Annotated in this window: 26 protein-coding genes and 2 pseudogenes; 4 read left to right on the top strand and 24 right to left on the bottom strand. The window is 44.7% G+C overall.

The window, feature by feature from the left end; translation table 11 throughout:
* From Q0236_RS03605 to rpsJ, 23 genes and pseudogenes are all read right to left on the bottom strand, one after another.
* The coding region (locus tag Q0236_RS03605; RefSeq protein ID WP_297915227.1) for a sulfatase-like hydrolase/transferase at positions 1 to 1,286 on the bottom strand (1,286 nt) is incomplete at its 3' end.
* 512 nt (positions 1,287 to 1,798) lie between these two features.
* Complete coding sequence (map, locus tag Q0236_RS03600; RefSeq protein ID WP_297915225.1) at positions 1,799 to 2,557, bottom strand: type I methionyl aminopeptidase; 759 nt, start codon at positions 2,555 to 2,557, stop codon at positions 1,799 to 1,801.
* On the bottom strand, positions 2,558 to 3,823 hold the full coding sequence (secY, locus tag Q0236_RS03595; RefSeq protein ID WP_297915223.1) for a preprotein translocase subunit SecY: 1,266 nt from the start codon (positions 3,821 to 3,823) through the stop codon (positions 2,558 to 2,560).
* Positions 3,823 to 4,224 carry a 50S ribosomal protein L15 gene (gene rplO, locus Q0236_RS03590; RefSeq protein ID WP_177387628.1) on the bottom strand — a complete coding sequence of 134 codons (402 nt, stop codon included), beginning with the start codon at positions 4,222 to 4,224 and terminating at the stop codon, positions 3,823 to 3,825. Before rplO ends, secY begins: the two co-directional genes overlap by 1 nt.
* A gap of 12 nt (positions 4,225 to 4,236) precedes the next feature.
* Positions 4,237 to 4,680 (bottom strand): 30S ribosomal protein S5, encoded by a 444-nt coding sequence (gene rpsE / locus Q0236_RS03585; protein WP_297915221.1) that lies wholly within the window; start codon positions 4,678 to 4,680, stop codon positions 4,237 to 4,239.
* 15 nt (positions 4,681 to 4,695) lie between these two features.
* A complete protein-coding gene (gene rplR / locus Q0236_RS03580; RefSeq protein WP_005868987.1) occupies positions 4,696 to 5,052 on the bottom strand; it encodes a 50S ribosomal protein L18 in 357 nt (118 codons plus the stop codon).
* Positions 5,053 to 5,062: 10 nt separating this feature from the next.
* Positions 5,063 to 5,599, bottom strand: a complete 537-nt coding sequence (rplF, locus tag Q0236_RS03575; RefSeq protein ID WP_297897658.1) for a 50S ribosomal protein L6 — start codon at positions 5,597 to 5,599, stop codon at positions 5,063 to 5,065.
* 77 nt (positions 5,600 to 5,676) lie between these two features.
* Complete coding sequence (gene rpsH, locus Q0236_RS03570; RefSeq protein WP_005868989.1) at positions 5,677 to 6,072, bottom strand: 30S ribosomal protein S8; 396 nt, start codon at positions 6,070 to 6,072, stop codon at positions 5,677 to 5,679.
* Between the two features lie 9 nt (positions 6,073 to 6,081).
* A complete protein-coding gene (locus Q0236_RS03565) occupies positions 6,082 to 6,267 on the bottom strand; it encodes a type Z 30S ribosomal protein S14 (protein WP_005868990.1) in 186 nt (61 codons plus the stop codon).
* Between the two features lies 1 nt (position 6,268).
* Positions 6,269 to 6,814, bottom strand: coding sequence for a 50S ribosomal protein L5 (rplE, locus tag Q0236_RS03560; RefSeq protein WP_297915219.1), 546 nt, complete (start codon positions 6,812 to 6,814; stop codon positions 6,269 to 6,271).
* Positions 6,815 to 6,816: 2 nt separating this feature from the next.
* The gene (rplX, locus tag Q0236_RS03555) at positions 6,817 to 7,050 is read right to left on the bottom strand and encodes a 50S ribosomal protein L24 (RefSeq protein WP_005868992.1); all 234 of its coding nucleotides are present in this window, start codon (positions 7,048 to 7,050) and stop codon (positions 6,817 to 6,819) included.
* The gene (gene rplN / locus Q0236_RS03550; protein ID WP_005868993.1) at positions 7,050 to 7,418 is read right to left on the bottom strand and encodes a 50S ribosomal protein L14; all 369 of its coding nucleotides are present in this window, start codon (positions 7,416 to 7,418) and stop codon (positions 7,050 to 7,052) included. The genes rplX and rplN overlap by 1 nt, the downstream gene beginning before the upstream one ends.
* Positions 7,418 to 7,669: a 30S ribosomal protein S17 gene (gene rpsQ / locus Q0236_RS03545; RefSeq protein ID WP_005868994.1), complete on the bottom strand. Its 252-nt coding sequence runs from the start codon at positions 7,667 to 7,669 to the stop codon at positions 7,418 to 7,420. Before rpsQ ends, rplN begins: the two co-directional genes overlap by 1 nt.
* A gap of 9 nt (positions 7,670 to 7,678) precedes the next feature.
* Positions 7,679 to 7,861 carry a 50S ribosomal protein L29 gene (rpmC, locus tag Q0236_RS03540; RefSeq protein ID WP_005868995.1) on the bottom strand — a complete coding sequence of 61 codons (183 nt, stop codon included), beginning with the start codon at positions 7,859 to 7,861 and terminating at the stop codon, positions 7,679 to 7,681.
* Positions 7,848 to 8,273 (bottom strand): 50S ribosomal protein L16, encoded by a 426-nt coding sequence (gene rplP / locus Q0236_RS03535; protein ID WP_297915217.1) that lies wholly within the window; start codon positions 8,271 to 8,273, stop codon positions 7,848 to 7,850. The genes rpmC and rplP overlap by 14 nt, the downstream gene beginning before the upstream one ends.
* Before the next feature lie 2 nt (positions 8,274 to 8,275).
* Complete coding sequence (rpsC, locus tag Q0236_RS03530) at positions 8,276 to 8,971, bottom strand: 30S ribosomal protein S3 (protein ID WP_005868997.1); 696 nt, start codon at positions 8,969 to 8,971, stop codon at positions 8,276 to 8,278.
* Positions 8,972 to 8,992: 21 nt separating this feature from the next.
* Positions 8,993 to 9,304, bottom strand: a pseudogene (gene rplV / locus Q0236_RS03525) (50S ribosomal protein L22); the annotation flags it as partial.
* Between the two features lie 9 nt (positions 9,305 to 9,313).
* Positions 9,314 to 9,595: a 30S ribosomal protein S19 gene (gene rpsS, locus Q0236_RS03520; RefSeq protein ID WP_005869002.1), complete on the bottom strand. Its 282-nt coding sequence runs from the start codon at positions 9,593 to 9,595 to the stop codon at positions 9,314 to 9,316.
* Between the two features lie 2 nt (positions 9,596 to 9,597).
* The gene (gene rplB / locus Q0236_RS03515; RefSeq protein ID WP_297915215.1) at positions 9,598 to 10,428 is read right to left on the bottom strand and encodes a 50S ribosomal protein L2; all 831 of its coding nucleotides are present in this window, start codon (positions 10,426 to 10,428) and stop codon (positions 9,598 to 9,600) included.
* A gap of 1 nt (position 10,429) precedes the next feature.
* Positions 10,430 to 10,711 carry a 50S ribosomal protein L23 gene (locus Q0236_RS03510; protein WP_177387640.1) on the bottom strand — a complete coding sequence of 94 codons (282 nt, stop codon included), beginning with the start codon at positions 10,709 to 10,711 and terminating at the stop codon, positions 10,430 to 10,432.
* 1 nt (position 10,712) lies between these two features.
* Positions 10,713 to 11,327 carry a 50S ribosomal protein L4 gene (gene rplD, locus Q0236_RS03505; RefSeq protein WP_297915213.1) on the bottom strand — a complete coding sequence of 205 codons (615 nt, stop codon included), beginning with the start codon at positions 11,325 to 11,327 and terminating at the stop codon, positions 10,713 to 10,715.
* Entirely contained in the window at positions 11,324 to 11,902 is a 579-nt protein-coding gene (gene rplC, locus Q0236_RS03500; protein WP_297915212.1) for a 50S ribosomal protein L3, read from the bottom strand. Before rplC ends, rplD begins: the two co-directional genes overlap by 4 nt.
* Positions 11,903 to 11,913: 11 nt before the next feature.
* Positions 11,914 to 12,225, bottom strand: a complete 312-nt coding sequence (gene rpsJ, locus Q0236_RS03495; RefSeq protein WP_005869011.1) for a 30S ribosomal protein S10 — start codon at positions 12,223 to 12,225, stop codon at positions 11,914 to 11,916.
* A gap of 279 nt (positions 12,226 to 12,504) precedes the next feature.
* Between rpsJ and Q0236_RS03490 the strand changes: the two genes are divergently transcribed.
* The 4 genes from Q0236_RS03490 (at position 12,505) to Q0236_RS03475 (ending at position 16,363) form a co-directional block, all read left to right on the top strand.
* The gene (locus Q0236_RS03490; protein ID WP_297915210.1) at positions 12,505 to 13,845 is read left to right on the top strand and encodes an ATP-binding protein; all 1,341 of its coding nucleotides are present in this window, start codon (positions 12,505 to 12,507) and stop codon (positions 13,843 to 13,845) included.
* Between the two features lie 82 nt (positions 13,846 to 13,927).
* Positions 13,928 to 14,257 carry a hypothetical protein gene (locus Q0236_RS03485; protein WP_297915208.1) on the top strand — a complete coding sequence of 110 codons (330 nt, stop codon included), beginning with the start codon at positions 13,928 to 13,930 and terminating at the stop codon, positions 14,255 to 14,257.
* A gap of 309 nt (positions 14,258 to 14,566) precedes the next feature.
* Positions 14,567 to 15,280: a rhodanese-like domain-containing protein gene (locus Q0236_RS03480; RefSeq protein WP_297915206.1), complete on the top strand. Its 714-nt coding sequence runs from the start codon at positions 14,567 to 14,569 to the stop codon at positions 15,278 to 15,280.
* A gap of 489 nt (positions 15,281 to 15,769) precedes the next feature.
* The gene (locus Q0236_RS03475) at positions 15,770 to 16,363 is read left to right on the top strand and encodes an effector protein (RefSeq protein ID WP_297915204.1); all 594 of its coding nucleotides are present in this window, start codon (positions 15,770 to 15,772) and stop codon (positions 16,361 to 16,363) included.
* A gap of 90 nt (positions 16,364 to 16,453) precedes the next feature.
* Here the strand turns inward: Q0236_RS03475 and Q0236_RS03470 are convergent.
* Positions 16,454 to 17,004: pseudogene (locus tag Q0236_RS03470) on the bottom strand (hypothetical protein); the annotation flags it as partial.

The following is a 17,004-nucleotide window of genomic DNA, read 5'->3' as shown; positions in this document are numbered from 1 at the left end:
GCACCGAAGGCTTCTTGATTGCTGATCCAAAAGGTGCGGTAGCCACTTAGCTTAAACATATCGATGATGCTAAGGTTGCGAAACCACGCCCTTTTGCGCTCGCTTTCGTAATCGCTGAAATTTAAAAGTCGCATCAGCACCTGATTAGTAGTGCCGTAAGGCGAGATTGTATCGCTAAATTTTATCAGATTGCCGCTTGCTTCGAGACCCTCCAAAAGCGGCGTATTTTTAACACCGTAGCCGTAGAGCGACATATGCCCGCGCTGCAAGCTCTCGCCGATTATTAGGATGATATTTTTGACGCGAGACTTTTGTGGGGCGGGGCTTGTAGCAGCGTCAGTGGTTTTGGAATTTGAAATCACGCTGGGGTTTTGCGGCGCAGAATTTAAAGTTTCGCCCCAGCTTTGCACCTGAGCGCCTGGGGCGGAAGTAGAATTTTGAGATGCAAGGCCGGGGGTGGCGCTTTGCGGATCTGAATTTGCGCTGCTTTTTAAAACGCTTTCGTTCGCGCGCTTGGCCTCGTCATATCCGAGCTGCACTTCGCGCATATCAGTGATGAAATTTTTATCGCTCAGATAATCTTTTATCGTAAAGGCAAACTCCAGCGGGACATATTGCGATAGCTTGGTTATATAGCTCTGCTTGCCCCGGAAAGCCTTAACGGCGATATCCGCGCAAAAGATCGTTCCACAGATAAGATAAAGCGCCGCCAGCAGCAATCTTAGGCGGCCATGCGCTTGCTCCTTCTCTCGCCGCCCTGCTCTTAGTGCCGCAAAGATGCAGCCGAGCAGTACCGCTAGATATAAAATCGTTGCGGGGTTAAGAAACTGCGAAACAAACTCGCGCGTCTCGGCTGCGTCGGTATGAACGATCGCGTCGATCGCTACGACGTTGAAGCTTGAGTCGAAATTTACGATCAAAAATAAAGACGCGCTCGCAATCAGCGCAATCAGCGCAAGCAATACGAACGAAACGAACTTAAAAAATCGCCCGCTAAGCAAATAGCAGAGGTGAAAGATGAGTAAATTTATGATGAATACCGCGGGAAAGCTCTCGGCGATGTAGGCAAAGATGGGGCCGTTAATCTGATAATGTATCTTAGCCCAGCACGCGAGCAGGCATAGCGCCGTCGCTAGCCAAAACACCCTCCACACGGGACGTTCGCGCAGCGCGGCAAAAAAGCCGCGATCGATTTTCATAAGCAAGCGCGCTATAAGCCTGCCCGCCTTCGTCCGCGCCGCAAGCTCGCCCATATTTGCCAGCGCTGCATAAAATTTTTCTCTCATTTTATATTTCCTGCCTTGTACGAAGAGACGCGACGACGCGCACTCTGCGTAGCGCGACATATTTTCGCTTTAAAATCAAGGCGCAATCTTAGCCGCTTAAAGCTTTGAGCTTGCTTACTTGCGCGCCTTTACGCTTCAAATTTTACAGCTAAATTTTAAAGATACGGGGGAGGGGGGGTAGTAGAATTGGGCGACGGAATTTTAAGGCTAAATTTTAATTGAAAGCGAATCTAAGAGCGAAGCTACAAAACGAGGCTTTAAAAACAGAAAGTGCGAGCTAAACCCAACTTTTAAAATTTTACGGCTAGGCTACAAATCGTCGCGATAGATTTTAAAATTTCTAGTGCGATAGGTTCCAAAAGGCCTTCGGATAAAATTTTTGCGTGAAGCGGCTGAGGTAAAATTCCAAGACACGAGCTATGCAGAATTATCAAAGACCAATCGCGGGCGAAATTTTGCACCGACAAAAGTATAAAATTTTAACTAGGCTGAGCCAGCTTTTGCGCGGAATTCTACGCGACGCTTAGCACTTCGACCTTATTGTCGAAAACCGCCATGCAGTGCTCGTAGTGGCTGGTGCGAAGCCCATCCTTGCTTCTCGTGCTCCACTTATCCTCGGCGATGACCGGCGTGCCGTCCTTTTGGCAGATCATCGGCTCAATGCAAAAGACCATGCCGTTTTTGATTTTAGGGCCCGATTTTGGATTGTTGCCCTCCAGATAGTTTGGGATCTCAGGCTCTTCGTGCGGGTGCTTGCCGATGCCGTGGCCGCAGAAGCCGTATAGCGGCACGAAGCCGCGCGCGCGGATAAATTTCTCGATCTCGAAGCTTAGCTCTTTGAAGTGCATCCCTACCCTGATCGTTTTGATGGCAAACTCCAGCGTGTCCTTGCTGCATGCGATAAGCTCCTCGTCGGCTTTTGAAATTTTACCGACGGGCAGGGTGCGGGCGCTGTCGCCGAAATATCCGTTTAGCTTCGAGCCCAAATCGACGCCTAAGATATCGCCCTCCTGCAAGATCGTTTCGTCGGGGATGCCGTGGATGATGACTTCATTTAGCGAGAGGCAAGCGGCGTTTGGAAAGCCGTATAGCCCTTTAAAAGCGGGATATGCGCCTTTGGAGGTGATGAAATCGTCGATCTTTTTATCGACTTCGAGCAGGCTAAGACCCGGCTTTATGAAAGAAGCTGCGTAATCAAGGGCCTGCGCGACGATCCTATTCGCTGCACGCAGCCCCTCTAAATCTTTTTTTGTTTTAAGCAAAATTGCCATTTATAGCCCGACCGCGCTTAGGGTCTGATATTTGTTCATATAGATCTGCGCTTCGATGCGCCTCATCGTATCAAGAGCGACGGAGACGACGATCAGCACGCTGGTACCGCCGAAATAAAACGGCACGCCCATAAATTTAACGAGCAGCCACGGGATGACGGTTACGAGGCCGAGATAGATCGAGCCCCAAAACGTAAGGCGGCTAGCAACTTCGTTTAAAAAGCTCGCTGTTCCTTCCCCCGGACGAATACCCGGGATAAATCCGCCCTGCTTCTTTAAATTTTCACTAATGTCCTTGGAATTAAAAGCAATTGACGCATAAAAATACGCAAAAAATATAACCAACACAAAGGTCAAAAAGTTAAAGAAGTAATTGCTAGGGCTTAGGAAATCATGGATCTTTTGGATGATCGGATTGGTGCTTGCCTGCAAAATAGTGGTCGGAAACATCAAAATAGCGCTTGCAAAAATCGGCGGAATGACGCCGCTTAAATTTAGTTTGATCGGCACATAGTTCATAATGCGCTTGTTTTGATTCGCCATCAATACCTTGCGCGAAAACGAAACGGGAATTCTGCGCTCGCCCAGCTCTATGTAGATGATCACGCCGATAGTGAGCAAAATAATCCCTATAATAAGGGCGAGGATCAAGATATTCATCTCACCGGTATTTACTAAATTTACGGTACTTCCGATCGCTCTAGGGATGGCGCTTACGATACCTGCAAAGATAATAAGGCTGGTGCCGTTACCGACGCCGCGCTGCGTGATCTGCTCTCCGATCCACATCAAAAGCATGGTGCCTGCCAGCATCGAAATGCACGAGATAAAAACAAACTCGTTGGTATTTTCAGCCATTATCGCAGGCGCTCCGGTCTGTCCGTGGATGCCCTGTAAGCCAATGCTAACGCCGATGGATTGAACCATAGCGATTGCGATTGTAGCATATCGGATGATCTGCATATATTTCTGCATACCGTCGCGCTCTTTTTTGAGTTTGCCTAAATTTGGAAAGGTTGCGGCAAGCAGCTCCATAATGATCGAAGCGGTAATATAAGGCATAATGCCTAGCGAGATAACGCTGAATCGCTCCGCCGCGTTACCGCTAAACATATTAAACATTCCAAAAGCGTTGTTGCTATTGTTTTGAAAAAATTGCTTTATAACCTCAACGTCCACTCCCGGAACCGGCACGTAAGCTAGCAACCTATAGGCAAAAAGAAAGCCCAAAGTAATGAGAATTTTGTTGCGTAGCGATTTATTCATTATTTTTGTCCGCTAAATTTTACGTTCTCGTCTTTGATCTTGCTCGCGAGTGCTTTTGCGCCTACGCCGATCAGCTTGATCTTTTTAACGGAATTTGAAATTTTATGAACCGACTTGATACTTTCGACCGTGATCTCGCTAAGATCTTTGATAGCTTCGATTTTATCGACATTGATCACGTAAGGCTTTTCAAATTTAGAAGTAAAACCTACCTTTGGAAGCCTTCGCTGAATCGGCTGCTGACCGCCCTCGAAGCCTCTTTTTTCATGAGAGCCGGTACGTGCGGTCTGACCCTTGCCGCCGCGACCCGCAGTTTTACCCAGACCGCTTCCTTGACCGCGACCCAAGCGCTTAGTAGCGTGAGTCGAGCCTGGGGCTTTTTTAAGATTTTCTAATCCCATCTTTTATCCTTGTTAGTGTTTTAACATACTAAGAGCTTTCATCGTAGCTCTTACGACATTTGAGGAGTTGTTCGAACCTAGCGATTTAGTGAGGATATCTTTAACACCCGCAAGCTCTAAAACTGGGCGGACTGAACCGCCTGCGATAACGCCAGTACCTTCGCTCGCCGGCTTTAATAAAATTTTACTCGCATTGTATTTTACTTCAACGTCGTGAGTGATGGTAGAGCCGTTTAAATTTACCTTGATGATATTTTTAAACGCATCGTCTACCGCTTTTTTAATCGCATCGGGAACCTCTTTGGACTTACCAAAGCCAAAGCCTACCAAGCCGTTTCTATTGCCTACTACGATAAGAGCCGTAAACCTAAACCTTCTACCACCTTTAACGACCTTCGTAACCCTACCGATATTGACGATTACCTCTTCGAATTCTTCTCTATTATACTTTTCCACAATCATTCCTTTGGGTTATAGTTTGATGCCGTTTTGGCGTAGCGACTCGGCAAAGCTTGCGATTACGCCATGATACAAATAGCCATTGCGATCGAAAATCGCTTCAGAAATGCCTTTATCTTTTAGCTTGGAGGCTAAATCTTTAGCTAAGCTAGCCGCGCCCTCTTTGTTTGCCTTTAAATTTAAAACCTTACCGCTGCTGGCGCACAAAGTCGCGCTCGCCGCGTCGTCAATAGCCTGAGCGTAAACTGTCCTATTGGATTTGAAAATAGAAATTCTAGGGCAAGATGCGACGCCTGAAATTTTAGCGCGAATTCTTCTTTTTCTCTTGATTCGTAAAGAGATCTTTCTTTTTAATACGTTCTGTGTCATTTCTCAACCCTTATTTCTTAGCTGTTTTTCCGGCTTTGCGGATGATATGCTCTTCAAGATACTTGATGCCTTTGCCCTTATACGGCTCAGGCGGTCTGAATCCTCTAATCTCGGCTGCTACTTGGCCTACTTGCTGCTTGTCGTCACCTTTGATGGTTACGACGTTTTTATCTACAGAGATTTCGATTCCTTTTGGAGATTCAAAATTTATCGGATGCGAAAAGCCTAAATTTAGCTCAAGTACCTTGCCCTTCATCGCGGCTCTATAGCCGACGCCGTTGATTTCAAGCTGTTTTGAAAAGCCCTCGGTAAGACCGAGTACGATATTGTTGGCTAAAGCGCGGTATGTTCCCCAATACGCCCTGCTCTGTCTATCCTCGCCCTTAGGTGAGAATTCTATCTTTCCGTCTTCGATTTTTACATCGACATGACCTTTTAAATCAAGCTCTTTTTCGTTATTCGATTTTTTAAATTTTAACGACGAGCCGTCGATTTTGACCTCTAAGCCGTTTGGAATAGAGATCGGTTTTTTACCAATTCTTGACATAATTTTCCTTTTTATTTGTCTAGGGTATGTCTACTTTTACGAATGGATACCACAATGCCATAAAAAGTAGAAACTTCTTACCAGATCGTGCAAAGCACTTCGCCGCCGACGCCGGCTTTGTGTGCGTCGATACCGCTCATAACGCCTTTGCTTGTGCTAACGACGACGGTTCCGTAGCCGTTTTTGAAGCGCTTGATCTCGTCTTTGCCTTGATATACGCGGCGACCCGGAGTTGAAATTCTTTTAACTTCGTTTATCACGCTCCTGCCCTTTTCGTCGTATTTAAGCACTACGTTGATGATCTTTTTATTGTTTTCCTCTACTACGTTGTAGCTCTCGATATAGCCCTTCTCGGCTAAAATTTTAAGCATAGCCTCAACGACGTTTGAGTGAAAAAGCTTAGTCGTATCTAGCCTTCGCATCGCAGCATTTCTGATGCGAGTTAATCCATCTGAAATAAGATCGTTAATCATCTCTTCTCCTTACCAGCTTGCTTTTTTTAGACCTGGGATCAAGCCCTCATTTGCCATCTTGCGAAGGCAAACGCGACAAATTCCAAAATCCTTATAAACGGAGTGCGGACGACCGCAAATTTGACATCTGGTATATGCGCGAGTGCTAAATTTAGCGGGGCGTTTCGCCTTGGCTACCATTGATTTTTTTGCCATATCATTTTCCTTTTGCAAAAGGCATGCCGAATAGCTCTAGCAATTTAAATGCCTCTTTATCGTTATTTGTAGTCGTTACGACGGTTATATTCATACCGTGAGTTCTTAAAATTTGATCGTATTCGACCTCAGGGAACATCAGCTGCTCTTGTAAACCGAAGTTGTAATTGCCGCGTCCGTCAAAGCCCGTTCTAGGTAGTCCTCGGAAATCCTTAACCCTAGGAAGCGCGATAGAGATCAGTTTGTCTAGGAAGGCAAACATCTGCTCTTTTCGTAACGTAACCATTATTCCTACCGGAAAACCTTCGCGCACTTTAAAGCCGGCAACCGATTTTTTTGCATTGACGATAAGCGCTTTTTGGCCTGCGATCAGCGAGATAGTATCGGCCATATTTTGAAGCACTTTTTGATCTTTGCTCGATTCGCCCGTTCCTACGCTGATAACGATCTTTTCAAGCGCCGGGATAAGCATAGGATTTTTTATATCAAATTCTTTCTGCAAAGCAGCTCTGATGGAATTTATATATTTATCTTTTAGTCTGCTCATAATCAACCCTCTACCAACGCAACGTTTGAAATATCCATAGGCATCTCTTTGCTCGTAAAGCCGCCTTGCGGATTTTGCTCGGTTGGTTTGATAGCCTTTTTAGCCATTTTACAACCCTCGACGATAACTTGAGCTTTTTTAGGAAACACGGCCTTAACGGTGCCTGTTTTGCCCTTATCGTCACCTGCGATGATCTTTACTTGATCGCCTTTTTTAATCTTAAATTTTACTGCCATTATAAAACCTCCGGAGCCAGCGAAACGATCTTCATAAAACCGCCGTATCTGACCTCTCTACCGATAGGACCGAAAATACGAGTACCGATCGGCTCTTTTTTTGAATCCAAAATAACGGCTGCGTTCTCATCGAATCTAATTAGTGAGCCGTTGCCTCTGTGCAACTCTTTAGTCGTACGAACGACTACGGCTTTTACTACTTGACCGCGCTTAATCTTGCCGTTAGGGAGCGCTTTTTTTACAGAGCAAACGATAATATCGCCGATTGTGGCGTATCTTCTTTTGCTGCCGCCCAAAACTTTAATACACATAAGTTCTTTTGCGCCGCTATTATCAGCTACCGCAAGTCTGGTAAAACTCTGTATCATTATTCAACTCCTGTTTTCAAAACCGCTTTCAAGCGAAACGATTTTCTAGCGCTTAGCGGTCTGCACTCGATCGCAGATATGGTATCGCCGATCTTTACGACGTTGTTCTCATCGTGGATCAGATATTTTTTAAATCTTTTTACGATCTTTCTATATCTAGGGTGCATAACCCTTCGCTCTACCAAAACGGTAGCTGTTTTATCGCCCGCCTTCTTTACGACTACGCCTTGAATTTCTCTTTTAAATGCCATAACCTATCCTTATTTCGCTTTAATAGCGGTGTTGATTCTAGCGATATCTTTTTTGATAGCGCGAATCTCGTTAGGATTGCTTAGCTGCATAGTTTTTAGCTTTTGTCTAGCCGTAAATAAAAGCAACTTACTTTGTTTTAACATAGAATTTAGCTCAGCCAAATCTTTATCTTTCAAATCAGTATATTTCATTTTCGCTTTCCCTACTTACGATTTTCGTTTTAAAAGGTAGTTTATGAATTGAAAGCATAAGCGCCTCTTTAGCAACCTCTTCGCTAACGCCGGTCATCTCGAAAATGATCCTGCCCGGTTTTATATTCATTACCCACTCTTCTACGCCGCTCTTACCTTTACCCATACGAGTTTGTAGAGGCTTTTTGGTAAGCGGTTTGTCTGGGAATACCTTAATCCAAATTTTAGCTTGACGATTTACGAAGCGCGTCATCGCGACACGAGCCGCTTCGATCTGGCGAGAATTTACCCTACCCGCCTCTACCGCTTTGATACCGAAATCGCCGAACGTCAAGGAATTTCCTCTCGTCGTATAGCCGCGATTGCGACCTTTCATCATCTTGCGGTATTTTGTTCTTTTTGGCATCAACATAACTATTTACCTCTTCTTGGTCTGCGTGTTTTTTTAGGCGCATCATCGGTCTTTTCAGCCTGGATGCCTTTTTGTAAAATTTCACCCTTAAAGATCCAAACCTTAATGCCGATATTACCGTAGGTCGTATGCGCTTCGGCAAAGCCGTAATCGATCCTAGCCCTTAGAGTATGAAGCGGAACGCGTCCCTCCAAATACCATTCGGTTCTAGCCATCTCGGCGCCGCCTAAGCGACCTGCGACGCAAATTTTAATTCCCTTTGCACCTGCTTTTTGAGCGCCTTGGATGACTTTTTTCATAGCGCGGCGGAATGCAACGCGGCGCTCTAGCTGCATAGCTACGTTTTCCGCAGCCAAAAGTGCGTTCGAGCCTACTTTGCGCTCCTCTTTGATATTGATGGCTATGTCTTTATTGACTAGCTTAACGACTTCGCTTCTTAAATTTTCAACCTCGCCGCCTTTTTTACCGATGATGATGCCCGGTCTTGCGGCTACGATCGTTACGCGAATTTTCTTAGCCGTTCTTTCGATAAGAATTTGGCTAATTCCCGCATAATAAAGCTTAGCTTTTAAAAATTTGCGGATCTTATAATCCTCGCCGATACTCTCGGAAAGCGTCGCTTTAGAAGGAAACCATCTAGACTCCCAATTTCGATTAATTCCTAATCTTAAACCGATCGGATTTACTTTCTGTCCCATTTACGCTTCCTTCTTACTTGGTTTTGCTACTTCGACGATGATGTGCGAAGTAGGCTTGCGGATACGGCTAGCCGTACCTCTGGCGCGCGGACGAAATCTCTTAAGCACAGGACCCGCATCCACTCGGCAGCTTGTAACTACGACCTCTTCAGGCTCAAAGCCGCCGTTTGCGACCGCACTTGAAATCGCCGTAGCGATATATTTCGCGCCGCGATTAGGCGTAAATTCCAAAGTGGCAAGGGCAAATTCCGCATTCATGCCTTGAATTTGTTTTGCGATAAGTCTTGCTTTTGTCGGCGAAAGGCGAACAAATTTAATAGTTGATTTACTCATATTCTATCCTTACTTGCCGATCTTTTTCTGCACGGAGCCTTTGTGGCCCTTGAAAGTGCGCGTAGGAGCGAACTCGCCTAATTTATAACCGATATGATGCTCGGTGACGTAAACCGGGATAAAATTCTTTCCGTTATGAACGTTAAACGTAAGTCCGATCATCTCAGGCACGATCGTGCTTCGTCTCGACCAAGTCTTGATCGGTTTGTTATCGCCGGCTTTCTTTGCCGCAACGACTTTTTTCATTACGTGATCATCTACGAAAGGACCTTTTTTTAGCGATCTAGCCATTTTTATTTTCCTTTCCTTCTTGAAATTATAAGCTTATCGCTCGCTTTTTTATGGCGAGTTTTATAGCCCTTCGTCGGTTTGCCCCACGGAGTTACCGGATGGCGACCGGAGTTTTTCTTACCCTCGCCACCGCCGTGCGGGTGATCGACCGGGTTCATCGCAGAACCTCTGGTTTGAGGACGGATACCTCTGTGGCGGTTACGTCCGGCTTTACCGATGACGACGTTTGCCCACTCTTCGTTACCCACTACGCCGATACTGGCCATGCACTCTGCGAGCACTCTTCTCATCTCGCCGCTAGGCAGACGCAAAATGACGTATTTTTCCTCTTTACCCATAAGCTGAGCATAACCTCCTGCGCTACGTGCCATTTGAGCGCCTTTGCCTGGCTTTAACTCGATATTATGCAGAATAGTTCCCACAGGGATGTTTTTCATCTTCATCGCGTTGCCAGGTTTAATATCTAATCCACCCTCGGCAGCAGCTACTACGTCGCCCACTTTAAGATCGTTAGGCTTGATAATGTAGCGCTTCTCGCCGTCTGCGTATGAGATCAATGCGATACGGCAGTTGCGATTCGGATCGTATTCGATCGCCTCGACCTTGCCAGGAACGCCGAATTTATTTCGCTTAAAATCGATAATTCTATAAAGTTTAGCAGCCCCTGCTTGTTTATGGCGGCTGGTAATGCGACCGTTATTGTTCCTTCCGGCTGCGGCAGGAATTTTAACAAGCAAGCCTCTAACGCTAGCTTTTGCAGTGATATCCTCGCTGCTAAGCCCTGTCATAAATCTTCTACTTGGAGTATACGGTTTATAAGTTTTAATCGCCATTTTACGCCTCCACGCTTTCTAGGCTTGCGCCTTCAGGTAGTTTGACGTAGAATTTTTTCACATCGTTTCTAGCGCCCATTTTACCTCTAAATCTTTTTACTTTGCCGTCCTGTCTTAAAGAATTTATCTTTAGCGGAGTAATCCCGAAATAGTTTTTTAAAACGCTCTTTAGTCCGTTTTTCGTAACCGACGGGCTAGTTTGGATAACGACCACGCCGTTTTCTTGAAGACCGAGAGACTTTTCCGTATAAAGGATCGTTTTGATATCTGTTATATCTGCCATTTTAGTCCTCTTTCACTATTGATTCAAATGCCGCTTTTTCGAATACGACCGAGCCGTAAACTGCGATTAGGTAAGCATTGACCTCGCTTGCATCGACGACATAGCAATTCTTAAGATTTCTATAGGCCAAAAGAGTTTGTGCGTCTAGCTCATTTTTAACGATCAGCGCATCTCTAACGCCCAGTTTCTTAATAAAATTTGCCGCGTCTTTAGTCTTGCTGCTTTTTAGTTCTAAATCGTCGAATATAAAAATTTTACCCTCGTTTGCTTTCTCATTGATAGCAAATTCCAGCGCAAGGCGTTTTTGCTTTTTATTGACCTTCTGCTCGTAATTTCGCTCGTTAGTCGGACCGAATGCGACCGCGCCGCCTACCCAGACATTGGTTCTCGTTGAGCCCGCACGTGCGCCACCGCGACCCTTTTGTCGCCATGGTTTTTTGCCGCCGCCGCTAACCTCGGCGCGAGTTTTAGCGTTAGCGGTATTTGCGCGAAGCGAAGCAAGGTAAGATTTGACGTACAAATATAGATTGTGCGAATTGACTTCCGAAAATTTCGCAGGAATTTCAATTTCGCTTGCTTTTTCTAGTTTTTCGTTAAGCACGCTTACTTTACTCATTTTACTATCCTTATTCTGCCCATTGCGCCGTTAAATCCAGGAACCGAGCCCTTAAGCACTAAAATTTTATTCTCGGCATCAAAGCTTACGACTTCGTTTTTAGCAGTGATCGTTTCGTTTCCAGTGTGTCCCGCCATCCTCATACCAGGCTGAACGCGACCGGGCCACTCGCAGTTGCCAATAGAACCAGGCCTTCGGTGGAAGCGGCTACCGTGCGCTGCAGGACCGCCCGCAAAGCCATGGCGCTTAATAACGCCCTGATAACCTTTACCCTTGGATTTAAAGCTTACTTTGACGATCTTGGCTTCGCTCAAAACATCTAAATTTTGATCGCCAAGCTCGGCATTTTCTAAGCTTAGAGTCGCAAATTTATTAAATTCCTTGCTTAGGCTATATTTCTTTTGAATTCCGGCGATAGCTTTGTTATACGCTTTGCCGTCTGCGTAGGCTACGATAGCTTTTTTCTCATCGCAAACTTCGCAAATTTTGGTATTGATAAGTCGTAAAAGCGTCACGGGCGTGCTGCTCGTGTCGATCGTCCTACTCATACCTATTTTTTCTACGATATATTCCATTGTTTTACCCCTTATTTGCCCATCGCGTGAACTTCGACGTTGACTTCCGGAGCCAAATCAAGCTTAGTTAGCGAATCAACCGTATCCGGAGTCGCCGCTACGATATCTAGCATACGAGCGTGAATTTTCATCTCAAACTGCTCTCTGGAGTCTTTATTTACGTGCGGAGATCTTAAAACGGTGTAGCGTTTAATCTTCGTAGGCATCGGCACGGGACCTCTGACGTCCGCACCTGTTCTTTTTACGGCTTCAACGATAGCCGAAACTGTGCGATCTAAAACTCGATGGTCATAAGCCTTGAGTTTTAACCTAATTTTTTGCATCACTTTTCCTTAATAAAGAACTTGTCGCAACGCGCGACCCTTTGTTTCAAACAAAAGACGCACATTATATAAAAGCGCTCCCTTTTTGTCAAGAAAATAGCCAAATTTTATTGAAATATTTCCTTTTTATAAGGAAAAATATATAAAATTTCGAAAATTTTTAGAGTGCCGGAAATTTTCAATATAAAAATTTTGGATAAATTTGAAATAGATATAAAAATTTCATAGAATTTTTCAGATTTATTTCCTTTTAATAAGGAAAATTTTAAAATATCCACTATGAATGATCTGAAATTTTTTTACGAAAATCCGCCGGAATTTGCAGGCTTTATCCCGCGCAAAAGAGGTATCAGCTCTGCCAAAACCATAATCTACGGAGTGCTAAATTCCGGCAAAAGCGCCGTGCTGAAAAATGAAATTTCAGAGCTTAAAAAAGATGAAATTTTGTATCTAAATTTAGCCGATCTACGTCTTGAGGATACGGTAGCGGGCGGCACGATCGCTGCGGCCAAAAATAGCGCGGGCAATACAAACGGCAGCGAAGTAAATGAGAATGAAATAAGCGGAGAAGCTACGCTCGATGCGCGTATGCCCAGTGTAGACGAATTTTATCATGCCGATATAAAAAATATAGATACAAAAGGCCTAAAAAACGTGAGCGGGGGCAGCCCACACAACGCAAAAAATGCGGAGCTCTACGGCGCGAAAAACAGGAGCGAGAATTTCTTCCGCGAGATCAAGGAATTCTTAACCGCCAACGAGCAAATTTCATCGCTTTTTCTGGATAATTTTAGTAGCGCCGATTTTGAAATTTCATCGCTCCAAAGCTTCGCCGAGGGGCTAAATTTAAAGCGCTTTATAATTTCTACTCGCGATAGAGAGTTAGTTTTGCCGAGCTTTGAGCGGCTTGAGCTTTTGCCGCTTTCGTTTGAAGAATTTATCGCCTTCGATAAGCGCCACAACGAGATAAACTCGATGATTTCGGCATTTTTAGCCCAAGGCGGCGGCGCAAAAAACCCCTTCATAGCGCCTGCCGAAATTTTAGAATTTGAGCAGAGGCTGCTTGCGGCAAACTTTAGCCGCACGGAGATTTTAATCCTCAAAGAATGCCTAAGCTTCGTCCACGCCGCATTTAGCGCAAATAAAATTTACACCGCGCTAAAGCCGCGCATCAAGATCTCCAAAGACGCCGTATACGGCACTATCGCCAAACTTGAGCGGGAAAATTTCATCAGATTTTTAAGCAAAGCTGGCGAGCCCGCGCGCGCAAAAAAACTATATTTTTCGCATTTTAATATGCGCGAAATTTTAACGAGCAAAAAGGACTTCTCGAAAAAATTTGCCAACGTCCTTTTTTGCGAGCTTTTGGGGCTAAATACACCAATTTTTTACACAAAAGAGTTGGATTTTTACCTGCCTGCTCTAAAGGTGGGGGTTCTCGTCATCCCATTCAGCGACGCGGACATTATCTTTTTAAAATTTCGTAAAATTTTAAGCGTGCTCAAGAGGCTTGGCATCACGAGCTTAAAAGTCGTTTCTATGGCAAACTCCGGCAGGCTCGAGATCGAGGGGATACGCTGCGACGTCCTGCCCTTTCACGAATTCGCGCTCAGCTTTTAGATATTTGAAATTTTATATCATAAAAATGCAGAAATTGTGCTATAACTTTGAGAGTTATATATAAATTAGATAAGGAATTTTTATGGTAAAATTGCAAGACAAACTCATCTACGATACGTTAAAATTAGTTGCCGCGCAAGGAGAGAAGGGGCTTTTATGCCGCAACAAGCAAAGCGATGCCGAGTTTATGAGGCCCGTGAACGAATTTGCTGCTGCGAGCGGACGCAACTACACCTCGATCAAATCGACTCTCGACATCATCCATAAAAACTGGGGCTATTTGGAGCGAGAGAGTATCAAAGATACGAGCTTTGATGCGGGCAAGGCGTCGAAAATTTTCATCTATCGCTTATGCGATAAAGGACGAAGCTTTATCGAAAAATATGAGGCGACTCAAAATTCCGCCCAATAGCCCGAAATTAAAATTTTAAACGTCGAATTCTATAAGAGATTGTTTAAAACTCAAATTTTAAATCTCGACGCTTAAGTAAAATTTACGAAGCAGTTATCATAATTTAAAAAACACGAGAGAGGAAACGGCCGTGACTTATCCTTAAAACAAATCCAAGAACCGAAAACCCATCGATTCCCTCTCTTTAAAATAGCGCCATTGATGTGTATCCGGTAGGTCACACTTGCGAATTCCATAAACCCCCAACCACTAAAGATGAATTTTTTGATATAATCCTCCGCTTTAAAAGCTAAAATTCAAAGGAAACATATGAAATTTATTTCTCACAAAATTTTAAAAAGCGCGGTTTTGCTGGCGGCATTGGGATCTTTTGCGACTTGCGGCGCCGAGACGCAGCAGCCTAGCGGCTACGCCATAAGCGGCGCGTCGCTATCGGCGATAGAGGAGGACAATAGAGCAAAAGAAAATTATCTGGTCATTGACGTTAGAAGCGCGGATGAGTATGCCGCAGGCCACCTAAAACACGCGATTAACATCCCGCTTGGAGAGCTTGAAAGCAGGCTGGACGAGATAAACGCCTATAAAGATAAAAACGTCGTGCTTTATTGCAACACCGGCAACCGCAGCGGCAAGGCGCTTGATTTGCTTAAACAAAAGGGCTTCAATGTGCTTATGAACGCGCCAGGCGTGAAGCAGTACGACTACGAGCTGTATAAGGTCGGCAGCATAAATGCGGAGGGATTTTTGAAAATAGCAAATGAGCCGAACGTGCTGATCATCGATGCTAGGCAGAAGCAGGACTACGACGCAGGGCATATGAAAGGCGCGATAAATATTCCTGATGGCGAGCCTGTGGATAACTACAAGGACGTGCTTGAGGCCAACAAGGGCAAAAGGATAATCACGCACTGCTACAGCGGCAACCGTAGCGCTAAACTTGCCAAAGCCCTAAACGAGCGAGGCTACAACGTCACAAATCTACTAGACGGCACGAAAGAGTATAATTACGAACTGGTGAAGTAAATTAGAATTTGGGCTTTTGAAGTGAAATTTTAAAAGCCCGAATTTTATAAATTTGCAAATTTTCTATAATGTAATGGTTGTTTATTTTACGGCGCGAAATGCAAAATTTAACTTCGCGCCTGGCGCGTAAATTTAGACGCCGCAAATCCACGAGATTTTGGCGGAGCTTTTGTGCTGCATTTGGCGAGACTTCATCGCGAGCAAAATTCTGCTCGTATGTGTTTGGCGTAAAATTTTACTTTGGAATTCCGCTCTCGGAATTTTGCGGTGCGAAGTTCCAAGCGGCGAAATCTTTCAAAAATTTTAAATTTCAGCGAATTTAATTTCCAACATGCGTAAATTTCACTCAAAATATAACTAGAAGCTTTTCGCGAGTTTTGAACCCCGTAAATTCTTGATTAAATTTATTCAGATTAATAAAAATAAATCCCGCAAAATGATAAAATGCTGTTTTGAGTAAATTTGAAGCGAAATTTTACGGGAGGGATCATGAAATTTAAAGATTTTAAAGCTGCGAACTGCGCCAACTACGACTTTTTCACCGCCGAAGAGCTAAGCCATAAAGAATTTATCAGACTAAGTTTTGACGAGTTCGCCCGCAAAAATCCAAACTCCAACTGGGCGCTTAGCATCGACGATAGGAGTTTTGATTCGTTTCCGAATTTTACTCAAAAGCATCCGATCTGCTTATCCGATCTAAATTTTAAAGATAGCGTCTTTCAGTTTAGGATCTGCTCCGAAAATAGCGTCCAAAGCCTAGGACATCGCATTTTTACCTGCCTAGACGGCATTCACAAGGACTTCGTCGCAAGCGAGATCAAACAAACCGACGAAGTGATGATGAGGCTAAAGACGGGCGTTTTGAAGGACTTTACCTGCGTCTCGAAGTGCGGCTGGTGGATAACCGATATCTGGCGCGATATGTATCCGGTGACGGACGAGAGCGAGAGCGAAAATTTCGTCGCGGATATGCTTGGTAGCGAGTTTTCGGCGCAAATGCGGCTCATAAACGAGCGGCTTTTGAGCGCGCAAAATAGCGGGGAGCTTGACGGGCTCATTGCCGAGCTAAGGACGCAGGAGTAAATTTTTAAAATCTGCCCGCGTTTTGTCCTTGATGCAGCGGGCGTACTCCCGTATTTTGCGGATAAATTTTTAAAATTTACCGACTTAAATTTACCCCAGCCCGCCGTTTGCAGCGCAGCTGTTTAGCGGGTACGGCGTAAGCCCGTAGTCTGCAGCTTCGACATTCCAAAAGTCCAAATTCGCGCTGCGCGAGACGATATACTCAAAGCCCTTTTGATTCAGCTCGATCAAAATTTCAAATTCATTGCCGTTTTTGCATACGATACTTTCGAAAAAGTGCGAAAAGCAGGCGATTTTCGCGTTTTCTTTCTGCATCGATTGATTTAGCATAAGCTCCATATTGCTTAGAATTTTAAATACCGTCTGGCTCGTCTCAAACCTGCCGAAGCGCGCATAATACTTCGCTAAATTTTGCTCATTTAGCGTAACGGCCTTGGTGCAGTTTTGCGTTATCTGCTCGTATATCACGCCGAAAAGCTCAATCGACGCGTTTTGATTATCTATCGCCTTGTTTTCGTGGTTTTCGATGACGACGAAGCCGTCTTTTATGCAAAATTTCTCGTTTTTATAGTAAAAGCTCACTCTTGCGATCTCTTGCTCGAAGCGCTTTTTATAAGTGAAAGGTAGATACGTTGTAACGC

The sequence above is a fragment of the uncultured Campylobacter sp. genome (genome assembly GCF_938031315.1).
GTDB lineage: Bacteria > Campylobacterota > Campylobacteria > Campylobacterales > Campylobacteraceae > Campylobacter_B.
Note: the sequence above shows the minus strand (reverse complement) of the source record. Positions and strands in the feature narration are given on the sequence as shown.

Coding starts and splice junctions, on each gene's coding strand:
- map (WP_297915225.1), bottom strand. CDS start 2,557: ATGGCAATTTTGCTTAAAACAAAAAAAGATTTAGAGGGGCTGCGTGCA.
- secY (WP_297915223.1), bottom strand. CDS start 3,823: ATGAATAAATCGCTACGCAACAAAATTCTCATTACTTTGGGCTTTCTT.
- rplO (WP_177387628.1), bottom strand. CDS start 4,224: ATGGGATTAGAAAATCTTAAAAAAGCCCCAGGCTCGACTCACGCTACT.
- rplR (WP_005868987.1), bottom strand. CDS start 5,052: ATGACACAGAACGTATTAAAAAGAAAGATCTCTTTACGAATCAAGAGA.
- rplF (WP_297897658.1), bottom strand. CDS start 5,599: ATGTCAAGAATTGGTAAAAAACCGATCTCTATTCCAAACGGCTTAGAG.
- rpsH (WP_005868989.1), bottom strand. CDS start 6,072: ATGATTAACGATCTTATTTCAGATGGATTAACTCGCATCAGAAATGCT.
- Q0236_RS03565 (WP_005868990.1), bottom strand. CDS start 6,267: ATGGCAAAAAAATCAATGGTAGCCAAGGCGAAACGCCCCGCTAAATTT.
- rplE (WP_297915219.1), bottom strand. CDS start 6,814: ATGAGCAGACTAAAAGATAAATATATAAATTCCATCAGAGCTGCTTTG.
- rplX (WP_005868992.1), bottom strand. CDS start 7,050: ATGGCAGTAAAATTTAAGATTAAAAAAGGCGATCAAGTAAAGATCATC.
- rplN (WP_005868993.1), bottom strand. CDS start 7,418: ATGATACAGAGTTTTACCAGACTTGCGGTAGCTGATAATAGCGGCGCA.
- rpsQ (WP_005868994.1), bottom strand. CDS start 7,669: ATGGCATTTAAAAGAGAAATTCAAGGCGTAGTCGTAAAGAAGGCGGGC.
- rpmC (WP_005868995.1), bottom strand. CDS start 7,861: ATGAAATATACTGATTTGAAAGATAAAGATTTGGCTGAGCTAAATTCT.
- rplP (WP_297915217.1), bottom strand. CDS start 8,273: ATGTTGATGCCAAAAAGAACAAAATACCGCAAGATGATGAAAGGTCGC.
- rpsC (WP_005868997.1), bottom strand. CDS start 8,971: ATGGGACAGAAAGTAAATCCGATCGGTTTAAGATTAGGAATTAATCGA.
- rpsS (WP_005869002.1), bottom strand. CDS start 9,595: ATGGCTAGATCGCTAAAAAAAGGTCCTTTCGTAGATGATCACGTAATG.
- rplB (WP_297915215.1), bottom strand. CDS start 10,428: ATGGCGATTAAAACTTATAAACCGTATACTCCAAGTAGAAGATTTATG.
- Q0236_RS03510 (WP_177387640.1), bottom strand. CDS start 10,711: ATGGCAGATATAACAGATATCAAAACGATCCTTTATACGGAAAAGTCT.
- rplD (WP_297915213.1), bottom strand. CDS start 11,327: ATGAGTAAAGTAAGCGTGCTTAACGAAAAACTAGAAAAAGCAAGCGAA.
- rplC (WP_297915212.1), bottom strand. CDS start 11,902: ATGGAATATATCGTAGAAAAAATAGGTATGAGTAGGACGATCGACACG.
- rpsJ (WP_005869011.1), bottom strand. CDS start 12,225: ATGCAAAAAATTAGGTTAAAACTCAAGGCTTATGACCATCGAGTTTTA.
- Q0236_RS03490 (WP_297915210.1), top strand. CDS start 12,505: ATGAATGATCTGAAATTTTTTTACGAAAATCCGCCGGAATTTGCAGGC.
- Q0236_RS03485 (WP_297915208.1), top strand. CDS start 13,928: ATGGTAAAATTGCAAGACAAACTCATCTACGATACGTTAAAATTAGTT.
- Q0236_RS03480 (WP_297915206.1), top strand. CDS start 14,567: ATGAAATTTATTTCTCACAAAATTTTAAAAAGCGCGGTTTTGCTGGCG.
- Q0236_RS03475 (WP_297915204.1), top strand. CDS start 15,770: ATGAAATTTAAAGATTTTAAAGCTGCGAACTGCGCCAACTACGACTTT.